Source organism: Halobaculum gomorrense (assembly GCF_900129775.1).
In the GTDB taxonomy this organism is placed as follows: domain Archaea; phylum Halobacteriota; class Halobacteria; order Halobacteriales; family Haloferacaceae; genus Halobaculum; species Halobaculum gomorrense.
On sequence record NZ_FQWV01000002.1, the window covers coordinates 457,979 to 472,275 of the forward strand.

General features: G+C 71.7%; 14 protein-coding genes. 8 read left to right on the forward strand and 6 right to left on the reverse strand.

Going from position 1 to position 14,297, the window contains the following annotated elements; genetic code table 11:
* Window positions 1–12: 12 nt before the first annotated feature.
* The gene (locus BUE16_RS05845) at window positions 13–2,634 is read right to left on the reverse strand and encodes a heavy metal translocating P-type ATPase (RefSeq protein ID WP_073307480.1); all 2,622 of its coding nucleotides are present in this window, start codon (window positions 2,632–2,634) and stop codon (window positions 13–15) included.
* Between the two features lie 171 nt (window positions 2,635–2,805).
* Between BUE16_RS05845 and BUE16_RS05850 the strand changes: the two genes are divergently transcribed.
* Window positions 2,806–2,997, forward strand: a complete 192-nt coding sequence (locus BUE16_RS05850; RefSeq protein ID WP_073307482.1) for a heavy-metal-associated domain-containing protein — start codon at window positions 2,806–2,808, stop codon at window positions 2,995–2,997.
* A 66-nt stretch (window positions 2,998–3,063) separates the two neighbouring features.
* Here BUE16_RS05850 and BUE16_RS05855 read toward each other — a convergent pair whose 3' ends face one another.
* From BUE16_RS05855 to BUE16_RS05865, 3 genes are all read right to left on the reverse strand, one after another.
* Window positions 3,064–3,657: a peroxidase-related enzyme gene (locus BUE16_RS05855; protein ID WP_073307483.1), complete on the reverse strand. Its 594-nt coding sequence runs from the start codon at window positions 3,655–3,657 to the stop codon at window positions 3,064–3,066.
* A gap of 53 nt (window positions 3,658–3,710) precedes the next feature.
* A complete protein-coding gene (locus BUE16_RS05860; RefSeq protein ID WP_073307485.1) occupies window positions 3,711–4,211 on the reverse strand; it encodes a metal-dependent hydrolase in 501 nt (166 codons plus the stop codon).
* 126 nt (window positions 4,212–4,337) lie between these two features.
* A complete protein-coding gene (locus BUE16_RS05865; RefSeq protein ID WP_073307487.1) occupies window positions 4,338–5,141 on the reverse strand; it encodes an aldo/keto reductase in 804 nt (267 codons plus the stop codon).
* A 189-nt stretch (window positions 5,142–5,330) separates the two neighbouring features.
* Between BUE16_RS05865 and BUE16_RS05870 the strand changes: the two genes are divergently transcribed.
* Both BUE16_RS05870 and gghA read left to right on the forward strand, forming a co-directional pair.
* Window positions 5,331–5,924, forward strand: coding sequence for a DUF998 domain-containing protein (locus BUE16_RS05870; RefSeq protein WP_200778381.1), 594 nt, complete (start codon window positions 5,331–5,333; stop codon window positions 5,922–5,924).
* A 37-nt stretch (window positions 5,925–5,961) separates the two neighbouring features.
* Window positions 5,962–8,481 (forward strand): glucosylglycerol hydrolase, encoded by a 2,520-nt coding sequence (gene gghA, locus BUE16_RS05875; protein ID WP_073307491.1) that lies wholly within the window; start codon window positions 5,962–5,964, stop codon window positions 8,479–8,481.
* A 40-nt stretch (window positions 8,482–8,521) separates the two neighbouring features.
* On the opposite strand, the gene BUE16_RS05880 is transcribed toward gghA, so the two are convergent.
* Complete coding sequence (locus BUE16_RS05880) at window positions 8,522–10,144, reverse strand: potassium channel family protein (protein ID WP_073307493.1); 1,623 nt, start codon at window positions 10,142–10,144, stop codon at window positions 8,522–8,524.
* A gap of 148 nt (window positions 10,145–10,292) precedes the next feature.
* Here BUE16_RS05880 and BUE16_RS05885 point away from each other — a divergent pair, with 148 nt between their 5' ends.
* Window positions 10,293–10,559 carry a CDGSH iron-sulfur domain-containing protein gene (locus BUE16_RS05885; RefSeq protein ID WP_073307495.1) on the forward strand — a complete coding sequence of 89 codons (267 nt, stop codon included), beginning with the start codon at window positions 10,293–10,295 and terminating at the stop codon, window positions 10,557–10,559.
* A gap of 27 nt (window positions 10,560–10,586) precedes the next feature.
* On the opposite strand, the gene BUE16_RS05890 is transcribed toward BUE16_RS05885, so the two are convergent.
* Entirely contained in the window at window positions 10,587–11,453 is an 867-nt protein-coding gene (locus tag BUE16_RS05890; protein ID WP_073307497.1) for a cytochrome c oxidase subunit 3, read from the reverse strand.
* Window positions 11,454–11,625: 172 nt separating this feature from the next.
* Here BUE16_RS05890 and BUE16_RS17140 point away from each other — a divergent pair, with 172 nt between their 5' ends.
* From BUE16_RS17140 to BUE16_RS16910, 4 genes are all read left to right on the forward strand, one after another.
* On the forward strand, window positions 11,626–11,781 hold the full coding sequence (locus BUE16_RS17140) for a DUF7563 family protein (protein ID WP_234972332.1): 156 nt from the start codon (window positions 11,626–11,628) through the stop codon (window positions 11,779–11,781).
* Window positions 11,782–11,863: 82 nt separating this feature from the next.
* Complete coding sequence (locus BUE16_RS05895; protein WP_073307499.1) at window positions 11,864–12,331, forward strand: DUF488 family protein, N3 subclade; 468 nt, start codon at window positions 11,864–11,866, stop codon at window positions 12,329–12,331.
* Window positions 12,332–12,415: 84 nt separating this feature from the next.
* Window positions 12,416–13,813, forward strand: a complete 1,398-nt coding sequence (locus BUE16_RS05900; RefSeq protein ID WP_079991513.1) for a hypothetical protein — start codon at window positions 12,416–12,418, stop codon at window positions 13,811–13,813.
* Entirely contained in the window at window positions 13,810–14,205 is a 396-nt protein-coding gene (locus BUE16_RS16910) for a DUF7410 domain-containing protein (RefSeq protein ID WP_073307501.1), read from the forward strand. The genes BUE16_RS05900 and BUE16_RS16910 overlap by 4 nt, the downstream gene beginning before the upstream one ends.
* Window positions 14,206–14,297: the final 92 nt, after the last annotated feature.

The following is a 14,297-nucleotide window of genomic DNA, read 5'->3' on the forward strand; positions in this document are numbered from 1 at the left end:
AGATCGCTCTCCTCAGCGGAACCGTCTCAGCAGGCGGTAGCGTTCGTCGGGGTCGTACGACCGGAACGCCATGCTGTTGGCGAGCACCGAGACGCTGGAGAACGCCATCGCGGCGGCCGCCAGCGCGGGCTGGAGCAGCCCCAGCGAGGCCAGCGGGATCATCGCCGTGTTGTAGCCGAGCGCCCAGAAGAGGTTCTGCTTGATCTTCGCGAGCGTCCCCTCCGAGACGTTGATCGCCTTCACCACGTCCTCGGGGTCCGAGCGCATCAGCGTCACGTCGGCGGCTTCGATGGCCACGTCGGTGCCCGAGCCGATGGCGACGCCGACGAACGCGGCCGCGAGCGCGGGCGCGTCGTTGATGCCGTCGCCGACCATCATCGCCCGCGAGCCGTCCGACTGGATCGCCTCGACGGCGTCGGCCTTGTCCTCCGGCAGGACGCCCGCGCGGACGTTCCCCGGCTCGATCCCGACGCGGTCGGCGACCGCGCGGGCGGTGCGCTCGTTGTCGCCGGTGATCATGTGGACCACGATCCCGCGTTCGTGGAGCGCCTCGACCGCGGTGACGGCCGACTCACGCACCTCGTCCGCGACCGCCAGCACCCCGAGCAGCTCGCCGTCGAGGGCGACGAGCATCGCCGTCTTCCCCTCTGACTCCAGCTCGCGCATCCGTTCCAGCCCGGGCTCGGGGGCCACCTCCTCCTCGCGCAGCAGTTCGGGTTTGCCGACGACGACGGTGCCGTGCTCGGTTCGCGCGCGGATCCCCTTCCCCGAGACGTTCTGGAGCACCTGTAGCTCGGCCGGCTCGACGCCGCGCTCGCGGGCGCCGGCGACGACCGCCTCGGCGATCGGGTGCTCGCTGCCGCGCTCGGCGGTCGCGGCCGCCGCGAGCAGTCGCTCGGTCGCGTCGCCGAGCCCCTCGGCGTATTCGGCGCCGGCGGCCCGCTCGGCCTCGTCGGTCGGTTCGAGTTCGTCTTCCCCGGCGGGCACCGCACCGTCGGGCGCGGGCGAGATGGGCACCGCGTCGGTGAGCGTCATCTCGCCGCGCGTGAGCGTCCCGGTCTTGTCGAACACGACGGCGTCGGTGTCGCGGACGCGTTCGAGCACGTCGCCGCCCTCGAACAAGACGCCGTGCTGGGCGCCGATGCTCGTGCCGACCATCGTCGCCGCCGGCGTCGCCAGCCCCAGCGCGCACGGGCAGGCGATGAGCACCGCGGAGGCGAACACCAACACCGCGAACTCCGTCACCCCGACGGCGGCCGGGCCGCCGGCGGCGAGCCCCCACAGCGGGAGCGCCGAGACCAGCCCGGCGAGCGCCTCGGGCGCGACGTACCAGACGGCCCCCCACAGGAGGGCGTTTGCGATGACCGCCGGGACGAAGTACGCCGAGATGCGGTCCGCGAGGTTCTGTATCTCCGGCTGGCGAGACTGGGCCTCCTTCACGCGCTTGACGATCTGCTGGATCGCGGTCTCCTCGCCGACCTTCGTGGCCTCGACGACGAGCACGCCGTTCTCGTTGACCGTCGAGCCGATCACCTCGTCGCCCGGCTCCTTCCTGACGGGGACGGACTCGCCGGTGACCATCGACTCGTCGACGGCGGACTCGCCCTCGCGGACGACGCCGTCGGTCGGGACGCGCTCGCCGGGGCGCACCTTCAGGCGGTCGCCCACGGCGATCTCGTCGACGGGGACCTCCTCTTCGGTGCCGTCCTCGTGGATGACGGTCGCAGTGTCGGCCTCCAGCTCCAGCAGCGACCGGATCGCCTCGCCGGCCTGCGACTTCGAGCGGGCCTCGAGGTAGTTCCCGAGCGTGATGAACACGAGGATGAGCGCGGCCGTGTCGAAGTACAGCCCCGCTCGCGGCAGCACGCCGAGTAAGGCGATCACGGAGTAGCCGTACGCCGTGGACGACCCGAGCGCGATGAGCACGTCCATGTTGGCGCGGCGGTTGACGACGAGCGCCTTGTAGGAGTTCACGTAGAACTCGCGTCCGAGGACGACCTGCACGGGCGTCGCGAGCGCGAACGCGACCCAGCCGAGGGGCAGTCCGGTTCCGGGGAGCTCCTCGGGAAGGGTGCCCGGCGCGAACAGTTCGAGCGCGAGCATCGCGAGCAGCGGCGCCGCCAGCGCCGCACCGAACAGCGTCAGTCGGCGCTGCCGCCGCAGTTCCGCCGCCCGCGCGGCGTCCTTCGCGGACTCGCCGTCGTCGTCGCCCTCGTCGCGGATCGGCTCGTACCCGGCGTCCTCGACGGCGTCGTCTATCTCCTCGCGCGTCGTCACCGACGGCGCGTACCGCACCGTCGCCTCGTCGGTGGCGTAGTTCGCGTCGACGCTCACGACACCTGGGAGACCGCCGACGGCGTCCTCGATGGTCGCCGAGCAGTTCGCGCACGTCATCCCGGTGATGCCGACGGTGACGGTCTCGGCGATTGGATCGTAGCCGGCCGACTCGACTGCGTCGAACACCTCCGACAGCGAGACGTGCTCTGGGTCGTACTCCACGGTCGCCTCGTCGGTGGCGTAGTTCGCCGTCGCCGCCGCGCCGTCGAGGTCCGACACGGCGTCCTCGATGGTGGCGGCGCAGTTGGCGCAGGTCATGCCGCCGACATCTATCCGGACGGTCCGTTGTTCACTCATTAGATGTCTATACGGGGGCCATACTCATTCGGTTTGTGACTTCGAGACCCGCACTAATAGACCTCTGAATAGTTTGATTCCGAACTTCACAGCGCCAGAAACATTCGAGAGCAAACCGAGCACCGATCCCCGACCGAAACAAGAATGACACTCCGGCCGCTACGGCGAGGTATGACGACGACGATGCGGATCACCGGCATGACCTGCGGTGGCTGTGAGGCGAGCGTCGTGGAGGCACTGGAGGGCGTTGACGAGGCGACGGCGGACCACGAGGCCGACGAGGCGGTCATCGAGGGCGACGCCGACCCGCTCGACCTCATCGCGGCCGTGCCCGGAGAGTACGAGGTCGAGTCGACGGCGTAACGCCGTCCGGGTCAGTAGGCGGCGTCCGTCGCCCGGTCGCCAGCGGACCAGCCGGCCGTCTGCCGCCTACCGCCCCATCGTGTAGAACTCCTCGTTGGGGCGCCAGTCGGCGAACGTCGCCATCCGGTTGCTGAGGTTGAAGAATGCAGCGACCATCCCGATGTCCCACACCTCCTCCTCCGTGTAGCCCGCCTCGGACAGCAGGTCGAGGTCGTCGGTCGCTACCGCGTCCGGCTCCTCCGTCAGCTTCACCGCCACCTCCAGCATCGCCATGCGTTCGTCGCTCACGTCCGCAGTCCGGTGGTTGGACACGAGCTGGTCCGCGAGGTGCGGGTCCTTCGCGTAGATGCGCACGAGCGCGCCGTGGGCGACGTTGCAGTACAGGCAGTTGTTCCGCCCGGAGACGGCGACGACGATCATCTCCACCTCCTCCCGGTCGAGCGTGGTGTCGTCGACGAGCGCGTCGTGGAACGCCATGAACGCCCGGAAGTGGCTGGGCTTGTACGCCAGCGCCGACATGACGTTGGGCGTGAAGCCGGCGCGCTCGGTTTCCTCCTCGAGGCGCTCGCGGATGTCCTCCGGAACCTCGTCGTAGTCGGGTATCGGGAAGCGTCGCTGCGCGTCGTCGAGTAGCTCCGGTCGGGGGGACTCCTCGCTCATGTGCGTGTGGATTCGGCGACTCGGAGTAAAGGGCTATCCCTCGCCCGCCCGGCTCAGATCGCCACGCCCTGCGCCGCCAGCGCGACGGCGGCGGCCATCGCGAACACGCCGAGGGCGAACAGCCCCCAGTTCCACAGCGTCGAGTCGGCGGTCGTGAGAGACAGCGACCACTCCCGCGGGTACGGCCACAGGAAGTTGACGCCGGCGGGCGTGATCACGTCGCCCAGCAGGTGGGCGAGGACGGCGCCGAACCCCAGCAGGAAGCCGAAGGCGACCATCGACACGCCGCCGGGGACGGCGATCGAGAACACCGGCTCGACGAGCGAGGCGGCGCCCGCGAACGCCGCGCCGACGACGCCCGCGAACAGCAGCGAGTGGGTCGGCCCGCGGTGGGAGATGCCCGGGATCCGGTGATCCACGTCCGGGAGCATCGCGAGGTACAGCACCGTGCCGGCGACGAGGACGGCGAACGTCGGATAGCCGTCGACCAGCAGCCAGAACGTGATCGGCGCGAGCGCCAGCATGGCGGCGCCGAGGTGACCCCGTCGGTACACACACGTCACTCCCGCCCGCTCGGATACAAACGTTCGGGCCGACGGCCGGCGGCGGCCTCGGATACAGCGCCGTCGTTCCGGCCACCGACGGCGAGTCCGCTCCGTGAGCCCGGAGCGGCGAGGCGACTACCGATTCCAGGCCGCCCCGTCGGGGTCGATGACGCGCTCGCGAACGTCGTACGCCGCGATGCGCGCGAGGTCCTCCTCGTCCAGTTCCAGTTCCCGCGCCTCGTAGTTCGCCCGGACGTGGTCGCCGGTGGCCTTCGGGATGGGCACGAGCGCCTTCTGTGCGAACGCCCACGCGAGACACACCGCGGCGGTGCTGGCGTCGTGCTTCTCGGCGATCTCCGTGAGCAGCGGGTCGTCCAGCGCCTCGCCGCGCCCGAGCGGCGAGTAGCCCACGAGGGAGTGACCGTGCTCGACGGCGTACCTCCGGAGTTCCTCCTGCGGGAACAGCGGGTGACACTCGACCTGGTGGGCGGCGACCGGTGAGTCGAGGACCGCCCGCGCCTCGTCGAGCAGCTCGGGCGGGAAGTTCGAGAGGCCGACGTGGTCGCACAGCCCCTCCTCGCGGAGGTCGCCTATCGCGCGCAGCGTCTCCTCCGGGTCGTACGCCGAGGTGGGCCAGTGGACGTACAGCAGGTCGACCGCGTCGAGCCCGAGTCGGTCCAGCGACTCGCGGGCGGTGCGCGTGGCGTCGTCGTACGCGAGGTTGTCGGGGTGGACCTTCGTCGCCACCACCACGTCCTCGCGGGGCACGTCCGCGCGGCGGATCCCCTCGCCGACGGCCGTCTCGTTGTCGTACATCTGCGCGGTGTCGACGTGGCGGTAGCCCAGTTCCAGCGCCGCCCGGACGGTCTCGGCGCACTCCTCGAAGTCGTCGTTCGCGGAGGTGCCGAGTCCCGGCGACGGGAGGTCGAAGTCGGTCATCGGGGAACGTGGGTGCGTACGCGGGGAAAGCGTTCGGGAGGCGGAAGGCGACGGCACCGAGGCGGTGACGAAGCTCCCTAGCTCCCGGGGCCAGCATGTCGGCGACTCCCCTGCGGCCGGCACGACCACGCGCTTCCGGTTTCCGACCGTTGGACAACAGCCATGGGGCGTCGAGTGATCGGTCCGTCTGTGTCCCGATCCTCGCAACTGATCGCCGCCGTCTCCGGTATCGCCTCGACCGTGTTCGCCCTCGGTGGAGTCGCCCTCGCGGTCGCGCTCGCCCCGTGGTTCTCGGTGACGGCGAACGCGCTCTCGGATCTCGGCGTCGCCGACAGCGCCGTCGTCGCCGCTGCGTTCAACGGCGGTCTGCTACTCGCGGGTATGCTCGCGCTTCCGTACGCGTGGGCGCTGTGGGTCGCGGCCGGCGACGCCGCGGGCCGCGCGGTCGCCGCGGCGTTCGCGGTCGCGGCGCTGCTCATGGCCGGCGTCGGCGCGTTCCCCTCGGGCTCACCGCTTCATTACCCCGTCGCGGTCGGCCTCTATCTCGCGATCACGGTCGTGCTGGCGACGGACGGCCTCGGGCGGCGCGCGACGGCGGCCGGGCGCCTCTCGGGGGTCGCGGCCGCGGTCCACCTCGTACAGTGGTCGCTCTACGTCGAGGGCGTGCGCCTCGGCCCGGGACTAGCGATCCCGGAACTCGTCGGCGCGGCGCTGTTGGCCGCGTGGGTGATCGCCGGGTCACCGGTCGCGCCGGTCGACTCGTGGCAGGAAACTGACGAGTGACGGAGCAATCAAGCCGATCGCGCCTGTGCGTCGAGCAATGACCACCGGCGCGACCGGGCGAGCGCGCTCGCTCCCGGAGGAGACGGCAGCGTTGGTCGACCGACACGAGCGGATCCGCGCGGCTCGCGACGGCGAGTTCGCGGCCGCGAAGGCCCTCGTGTCCGAACTGGGCGCGCACGTTCGCGACGACCACGCGACGGTCGGGATCTGGACGCCGGGCCTCGTGGAACACGACGTGCCGGCCGGAGCGGTCGCTCTGGAGGTGCTGACCCCGCCGGCCGACGCCGACCCCGGGGAGACGGCCCCGCGCGAGGTGTCGTTCGAGCGCTCGCTCGTCGAGACGCGGCGCGCCGGCGAGGTGACCTACGCCGCCGTCGAGGGGATGGCCGCCGGCACCCGCGACCGCCTCGGCTCGCTGTACCAGCTGGTGTACGACCCCGCCGACGCCGGGAGCGACGCGGCGCCCGCCGACCTCCCCGGGGAGGTCGGCGAGGACGGCCTCGCGACGGTGCAGGACCCGCTGGCCGACTCCGTCCCGTTCGGCGCGTTCGCGCCGGCGGAGCTGTACGACCGGGGCCGCCTCGACCGCGAGCGCGAGGACCGCGAGTACTTCGACGCGCTCGGCACCGACGCCGAGCGCGTCGCCACGAGCGCCGACGACGGCCTGCCGCGCGTCGACCCGGCGACGAGCATGGTCGAGATCCACCCCGGCACCGCGACCGCGGCGGGGTCGCTCGCCGGCCTCGCCGAGTTCGTCGCGGGCATCGGCGACAAGCGGCGCGCTGGCGAGCCGCTGACCCCGTTCGAGGAGACGGTCGCCGGCTACGACGCCGTCCAGCTGATGCCGGTCGAGCCGCTGACGGAGCGCTCGGACGCGGCCGGGAGCTGGCGGGGGCTCTCCCGCGACGGCGACGCGGCGACCGCGACGGTCGCGCGCCCGGACAAGGTGAACTGGGGGTACGACGTCGTCGTCCGCGGGTTCGGCGCGCCGTGTCCGTCGGTCCTGGAGTCGGGGCGCCCCGACGAGCTGGTCGACTTCATCGCCGCCTGTCACGGGCTCCCCGAGCCCGTGAAGGTCGTCTTCGACGTGGCGCTCGGACACGCCGACGACGGCGGCCTCCGGCTGCTCCCGGACCGCTTCTTCCACGGGCCGGGGATGTACGGCCAACACCTGAACTACCTCGACCCCATGGTCCGCGCGCACGTGCTCGACCTCCAGCGCCGGAAGATGGACTGGGGGGCCGACGGCATCCGCGTCGACGGCGCACAGGACTTTCGCAACTACAACCCCGAGACCGACGAGATGGAGCACGACGACGCGTTCCTCGCGGAGATGGACGCCGTCACCCAGGAGGTGGCGGGCACGGAGTACCGGCCGTGGCTGATATACGAGGACGGCCGCCCGTGGCCGCGCCACGACTGGGAGCTCGCCTCCACCTACCGGACGCTCATCGAGCGGCACCCCCACTCGTTCCAGTGGTCGCCGATCACGTTCGCGCACAACAAGCCCGCGATGCTCACCTTCTGGGCGAGCAAGTGGTGGCGCGTCCGCGAGGTCGCGGCGATGGGGCGCAACTGGGTCACGGGCGTCGCGAACCACGACACCGTTCGGCGCGGGACGCAGGTGGACGTGCCCGAGTCGTGGGAGGGCGACCCGATCAACCGCTACCTCGGAGACTCACCGCCCGAGATCATTGACCGCGCGTACGACAACCCCGCGACGAACGCCTTGCTGCACTGCCTGCTGCCGGGCGTCCCGATGGACTTCTTGAACGCCAACGCGCGCGGTCCGTGGGGGTTCGTCCGCGACACGGACGCCGAGTGGAACGTGAAGGTCGTCGCCGACGAGCACAACCTCCTCGACTGGCAGGTGCGCCCCGAGCACTACGCGGCCGACGAGCACTTCCGGCGGCTGAAGGCGCTCGGCTTCGAGACGCGCGGCGACCTCGACGCGTTCGTGAAGGCGCTGGCGGCGACGGTCGACCCGACCGACTACGACCGCGAGACGATGGCGGCGATGCTGTCGCAGTTGGACCTCGCGGTCGACCCGGACCCCGAGTTCCTGGACGCGTTCGCGGACGCGTGGATGCGCGACGTGGCGGACTTCGCGACCCTCTCGCACTGGCGCGACGCGCAAGCGGGCGAGCGGACCGGCTTCGCCCGTCGCGTCCGCGAGTTCCGACAGGCCCGACCGTGGCTCCGCGAGTCGATGGCGCTGCCGGACGCCCCGGAGGTCGACGCCGACGTGACCGCCGACCGGGCGGCGACGGACCGCTTCGGCTACCGCGAGCCGACCGACGGCTCGGTTCTCTACTACGGCCTCCGCGAGTCCCCGGACGGCGGGGAGCGCGTGCTGTTCGTCGGCAACATGGAGGGAGCCGCCGCGAGCGTCACGCCCGGTGAGCTGTTCGACGACGTCGACCCGGACCCGGCCGCCTTCGACGCGGCGCTCGTCGCCCCGGACGTCGAGGCTCGCCGCGACTCGGCGCCGGCGGTCGACCGGCCCGTCCGCCTGGCGACCGGCGAGGCGGTCGTGTTCGTCGCCGACGTGGAGTGAGCGACGCGGCCGGGCGGCGACGGTTCCGACCGCCCCGCTCTCACGCGAACCGCCCGTTGAATCGGTTCACGGCGTCGTCGGTGCCGGCGACGACGAGCCTGTCGCCGTCGATCACTTTCGTGTCCGGGCCGACGTCCGTGAGGAGGTCGCCGTCGCGTTCGACAGCAACGACCGTGACGCCGGTCGCGGCGCGCACGTCCGCGCCCGCGAGGGTCCGCCCCTCCAGCCGCGGCGCCGCCGTCCGCACGAGGTCCACCTGCGTCTCGGGTCGGAGCACCTCCTCGTCGAGCAGGTGCGAGGCGAGCAGGCGGCCGGAGACCGTCGACAGCGAGAGGACGTAGTCGGCGCCCGCGCGGTACAGCTTCCGCACCGAGTCGGCGTCGTTCGCGCGGGCGATCACCTCCGCGTGGGGCGCGACCTGTCGCACCGCGAGCGTGGCGAAGATCGTCGTGGTGTCGGAGTCGAGTGCGATCACGACCGCCCGGGCGTCGTCGACCCCCGCGGCCTCCAGCGTCTCGCGGTGTGTCGCGTCGCCGACGATGTCGACGCCCGGGGCGTCCGCCTCGTCGACGACGACCACCTCGTCGCGGGGGCGAAGCTCCTCGGCGGCGCTGTGTCCGACCATCCCGTACCCGGCGACGATGACGCGCCCGCGCCGCCGCCGTCGGGTCTCCGACAGCGTGAGTTCCTTCAGCGACTCGAGCTCCGACTCGCCGCCGACGACGAGCAGCACGGTGTGCTCGTCGATGAGGCGGTCGGGCCGCGGCGGCGACTCGAACTCGCCGGCGTCCCATGCGCCGAGGACGTTCGCGCCGGTGCGCTCGCGGATCGCCGACTCGCCGACCGTGTCGCCCACCAGGGGGCTGCCGCTGTGGACGAGCAGCTCGGCGACCTGGAAGTCCTCGCCGATTTCGACGCCGTCGCCCAGCTCGTCAGCGACGCTGGTCGTCGCCTTCGCGCCGAGGCTCTCGCCGAGCAGCCGCCGCGGCGACAGCACGCGGTCGGCGCCGGCGTAGCGGTGGTAGTCGGCCACGTCCTCGTCTTCGACGAGGCTGACGACGCGCAGCGCCTCAGAGCACTCGCGCGCCGAGAGGACGACGCTCGCGTTCGTCTCGTCGTCCGCGTCCGCGACGAGCGCCCGCGCCGACCCGACGTTGGCGCGTTCCAAGGTCTCGACCGCTTCGGGATCGCCGTGGACGACCTCGTGGTCGGCCGCGAGGTCGACCGCGCGGTCGGCGTCGGGGACCACGACCACGTACGGCTGGTCGCGCGAACGCAGCTCTCGGACCAGCGTCTCCCCGCGCGGGGTGAACTCGCAGATGACGACGTGGTCCGTCAGGGTCGTCGTCCGCGGCGGCGAACTCGTCAGTGCCTCGTTCACCAGCGGGACGACGACCGCCGGCAGCGCGAGGAAGATCAGCCCGACCCCCGCCAACTGCATCGCGGCCATCAACACGAGCATCTCGTCGGAGCTCCACCGGTCGGCGTCGAGCCCGAACCCGGTCGTGGTGAACGTCTCCACGACAACGTACAGCGAGTGGATGTAGTCGACCTGCTCGCCCTCGAACGTCGCGAACCCCCACTGGTAGACGAACGCGAGGAGGAGCATCACGCCGAACGCGCCCAGCAGGTACTCGGTCGCTCGGCGGATCGCCGAAACCATACCCCGCCTTCCGCGGCGGGTGAATTAAACACCACGCACGCGGACCGCTGGACGTGACGGACCCCCTTCGAGACGGCGGCACCGACCGCCGCCGGAGTCATGGTTCGCCGACCGTCGGCGGCGTGATGGGGGCGCCGCCCGTGAACTGATGAGCCTCGGCATCGAAGCGCGGGCCGTGCGCGAAGTCACCCTCGACGGGACCGGGCCGCTCCGGCTGGACGAAGACGACATCGACGAGGAGTACGGCGACATCGCGGTGTGCCGGTGCGGACTCAGCGAGGAGTTCCCGCTGTGCGACGGCTCTCACCGGCGAACCGATGGAGAAGCGGCGGGGGTCCGATACAAGTACGTCGACGGCGAACGGCGTCGGGTCGAGGAAATCCGACTCGTGGCGGCGGAAGACGACACGGAGTAGTCGAGACGAGACCGGCGCCGCGATCGATTACGCGCCGACCTCAGCGCCAACGTACAGCGCGACGACGAGGAAGATCCAGACGGCGTCGACGAAGTGCCAGTACATCGAGGCCGTCGTCACGGAGACGTGGCGGTCGGCGGAGTACTGGCCCTGGAGGGCGCGGACGAAGACGATGGTGAGCAGCACCGCGCCCATCGAGACGTGCAGCCCGTGGAGCCCGGTGAGACCGTAGAATGCCGAGCCGAACAGCCCGGAGGTGAGCGTGAACTCTTCGTGAACGATGAACTCGTAGTACTCGTACACCTGGCCGCCGATGAACACGACCCCGAGCAGGAGGGTGACGGCGAGCCAGCCGAGGAACTTCTTGCGGTCGTTCCGTCGGATCGCGCCGTGAGCGAAGTGGAGCGTCACCGACGAGACGATCAGGAGCGTGGTGTTGATGATCACCAGCGATCCGAGCAGGTGGGGGAGGTCGGCGGCGACCTCGGCCCACGCGTTCTGCGAGCGGATGAAAAAGAAGTAGGTGAAGCCGGCGCTGAAGGTTGCGATCTCCGAGCCGAGGAACGCGATCATCCCCCACCGGAGCTTGCTCGCGCTGTGTTCGTCGGCGCCGCGCTCCCAGAAGTGCGTGACGAACGCGTGGTACATCCACCCGTATATCCCGACGAGGAACAGGCCGATGCTCCCGACCAGCACGCCGGGGCCGACCATCGGCCCGACGATGTTCCGCTCGCCGACGGACATGAGGTACAGCGCCGCACCGATGTAGATCCCCGCCCCGCCCAGCGCCGTGACGAACGGCCACCACGAGGCCTCCCCGAACCCGCGCGGCCAGTCCTCGACCGCGGGGAGGTGGTGCCCCTCGTCGTGGGCGTCTTCCGTTTCTGTAGCCATGCGCGCCGGTAGCCGACGCGGAGACAAAAATCCTCCCACCTGCGTCGGCGAGCGCGGGGTCGACGATCGGACGACGGCGGCCGACAGATCCCGTCGCATCCGCGACGCCGGCCGCGGTAGGTTCCGCGAACGGCCGACACACATACTACGATACGTGACGAGATACCATTGTATGCCGGAGTGTAGGAACTGCAGTTCGTTCGTCACCGAACGGTACGTCAGGGTGTTCGCGCCCGAAGGGATGAGCAACGTCCGCGTTTGCCCCGCCTGCGAGGACATGGTGCGCGAGGGTGCAGACGTGCGAGAAGCCCGATCGAAGCGAGTGTAGCCTGCGAGAGACAGTTCTTCGCTACCTTGACAGGCCCCCAATCGCCGGTGGAGTTTTTATTGGCGGGCGTTGCCGTCCGGTGATGGCGCTGTACGACACCGCTCTCGGCGCGCTCGACCGAGACAGCGCCGACGTTCCGTCACGCGCACGCTTGATCGGCGTCCCGGCGGAGTCGCCGCGTCGGCTACGCGCGGTCGTCGACGAGGTTCGCCCGGCGCTGGCGCCGCCGCCGGCGCTCCTCGACGACCACGCGGACGCCGCGGCCGCCTTTCGGATCGACGGCCTGTGCGAGTCCGGCGCGCACAACGCCGCGTGGGACCGCGTCGACTTCGCCGAGCGCTACCGCGACCACCTCGCGACCGACCCCGACGCCCAGACCACGGTCGACGCGCTGCGCGCGGATCTGGCCGCCGGCGATGACCTCGCGCTCGTCGGTCCCGAGTCCACCGACGAACTGCGCAGCCACCGGACGGTCCTTCGGGCGGTGCTGACAGACGAGGAGGGGGGGCCCGACGCCGACACCGATCGCAGCGGCGGGACGGCCGACTGACCGCGGCGGCGACCCGACCGTCGCAGCCGCCGCCCCCGCGACGGTTTCGCAAGCTACTCGGCCGCCCGCTCTCAACTGCGAGTGATGGATCGCCACTCACGCAGCGCGCGCGTCGTCCGCCGCGCGGTTCCGCTGGCGTCGGCAGCGCTGGCCGCGCTCGCGAGCGCGTCGCGCGCCGCCGCGCACGCCGGCGGCGTTCGCAGCGCGACGCGCGAGACGGTGACGGTGCCGACGTGGCTGTTTCTCGCCACCGGCGGCGCCGTCGTTGGCGCCTCCTTCCTCCTCGCGTCGGCGGTCACCGACCGCGCGTACATCCGCCGGATCGACACGTGGGGGCGCGCGCTCCCCGACGCCGGCCGCGCCGCCCGAGTACTCGCGAGAGGCATCGGGGTCGCTGCTCTCCTCATCACGGTCGTCGCCGGGCTGTTCGGTCCTGTTGCGCCCACCGAGAACGCGGCCGTCCTGATCGTGTGGGTCGGCTGGTGGGCGGCGTTCGTCCTCTCGGCGTACCTCCTCGGCAACGCCTGGCCCGCGGTCGACCCGTTCCGGGCGATCGCCGGCGCGCTCCCCTCGCTCGACCGCCCGTACCCCGAGCGGCTCGGCTCGTGGCCGGCGACCGCCGGCCTGCTCGCGCTCGTGTACCTCGAGGTCGTGACGCCGATGGCCGACGACCCGCGGCTGCTCACCGGCCTCGTGCTCGCGTACCTCGGCGTCTCTGTCGCCGGGAGCGTCGTCTTCGGCGCCGACGACTGGTTCGTCAGCGCCGACCCGGTCTCGCGGTTGCTGGCCGCCTACGGGCGGGTCGCGCCGGTCGCGCGCGCCGACGACGGCGGCCTCCGACTCCGGCTGCCCGGAATGGCGCTGACCGACGCCGAGTGGATCGACGGCCGCGACGACATCGGGTTCGTCGTCGCGGTCGTGTTCGTCACCACCTACGACGGCTTCGTCGGCACCGCCGCCTGGGCCGGCGTCGCGCGCCCGCTCGTCGAGGCCGGTGCGCCCGCCCTGCTCGTCTATCTGCTCGCGATGCTGGTCGGGTACGGCCTGTTCCTCGCGCTGTACCTCGTGTCGGCGCGCGCGGCCCGCCGGACGGCCGACACCTTCCTCGCGCCCGGCGAACTCGCCCGGCGGTTCGCCCCGTCGCTGCTCGCGATCGCCGCCGGCTACCACCTCGCGCACAACCTCGCGACGGCGCTGTCGCTGTCGCCGACGCTGGCGGTCGTGCTCACGTCGCCGCTGTCGCCGCCGGCGACGATCCCGGTGTTGCTCGTGCCCGGGTGGGTCGGCGGCGTCGGCGTCGCGGCGGTGTTGGGCGGACACCTGCTCGCCGTCTGGGTCGCTCACGCGACCGCGTACGACCTGTTCCCCGACCGACTGCAGGCGGTCCGGAGCCAGTACGGCGTCACCGTCGCGATGGTGGCGTACACGATGGCGAGCCTGTGGATCGTCTCGCGTCCCGGAGGTGCGCCCCCCTTCGTATGAGCCGCGACGACGCTTCCGCCGACGCGGCCTCCCGCGCCGTCGACGCGACCTCTCGCGCCGCCGACGCGACCGCATCCGAGACGGGCGACTCCGGCGCGGCTGCGAGCGCGCCCGCCACCGGCGCGCGCGGCCGACCGGCCGCGCCGTACGACGTTCCGCCGGGCGCGACCGCGTTCACCTGCTCGCGCTGCGGTCGCCCGTTCGCCCGCGAGCGCCACCGCGACCTCCACCTCGGCCAGGTCCACGCCGAGCTCGACGGCGACGAGCGCGCCGCCTACGAGGCCGCTCGCGACGAGGAGGCCGACGACCTCCGACGATTCCGAATCGTCTCGCTGGGCATGCTGGTTGCCCTCTACTTCGGCTTCCTCTTCTTGTACGCCGTCGCCGGGTGAGTCGGCGGGAGCCGACGCCTCCCGAACCTGTCAGATCAGCACACGAGCGCGTCGGACGGCTGTCCGACCAGGCGGAAGGTATTTGCGTCGGA

What these genes read in the sequence shown, in the direction of transcription:
- BUE16_RS05845 (WP_073307480.1), bottom strand. Translation starts at nt 2,634, where the DNA reads ATGAGTGAACAACGGACCGTCCGGATAGATGTCGGCGGCATGACCTGC.
- BUE16_RS05850 (WP_073307482.1), top strand. Translation starts at nt 2,806, where the DNA reads ATGACGACGACGATGCGGATCACCGGCATGACCTGCGGTGGCTGTGAG.
- BUE16_RS05855 (WP_073307483.1), bottom strand. Translation starts at nt 3,657, where the DNA reads ATGAGCGAGGAGTCCCCCCGACCGGAGCTACTCGACGACGCGCAGCGA.
- BUE16_RS05865 (WP_073307487.1), bottom strand. Translation starts at nt 5,141, where the DNA reads ATGACCGACTTCGACCTCCCGTCGCCGGGACTCGGCACCTCCGCGAAC.
- gghA (WP_073307491.1), top strand. Translation starts at nt 5,962, where the DNA reads ATGACCACCGGCGCGACCGGGCGAGCGCGCTCGCTCCCGGAGGAGACG.
- BUE16_RS05880 (WP_073307493.1), bottom strand. Translation starts at nt 10,144, where the DNA reads ATGGTTTCGGCGATCCGCCGAGCGACCGAGTACCTGCTGGGCGCGTTC.
- BUE16_RS05885 (WP_073307495.1), top strand. Translation starts at nt 10,293, where the DNA reads ATGAGCCTCGGCATCGAAGCGCGGGCCGTGCGCGAAGTCACCCTCGAC.
- BUE16_RS05890 (WP_073307497.1), bottom strand. Translation starts at nt 11,453, where the DNA reads ATGGCTACAGAAACGGAAGACGCCCACGACGAGGGGCACCACCTCCCC.
- BUE16_RS17140 (WP_234972332.1), top strand. Translation starts at nt 11,626, where the DNA reads ATGCCGGAGTGTAGGAACTGCAGTTCGTTCGTCACCGAACGGTACGTC.
- BUE16_RS05895 (WP_073307499.1), top strand. Translation starts at nt 11,864, where the DNA reads ATGGCGCTGTACGACACCGCTCTCGGCGCGCTCGACCGAGACAGCGCC.
- BUE16_RS05900 (WP_079991513.1), top strand. Translation starts at nt 12,416, where the DNA reads ATGGATCGCCACTCACGCAGCGCGCGCGTCGTCCGCCGCGCGGTTCCG.
- BUE16_RS16910 (WP_073307501.1), top strand. Translation starts at nt 13,810, where the DNA reads ATGAGCCGCGACGACGCTTCCGCCGACGCGGCCTCCCGCGCCGTCGAC.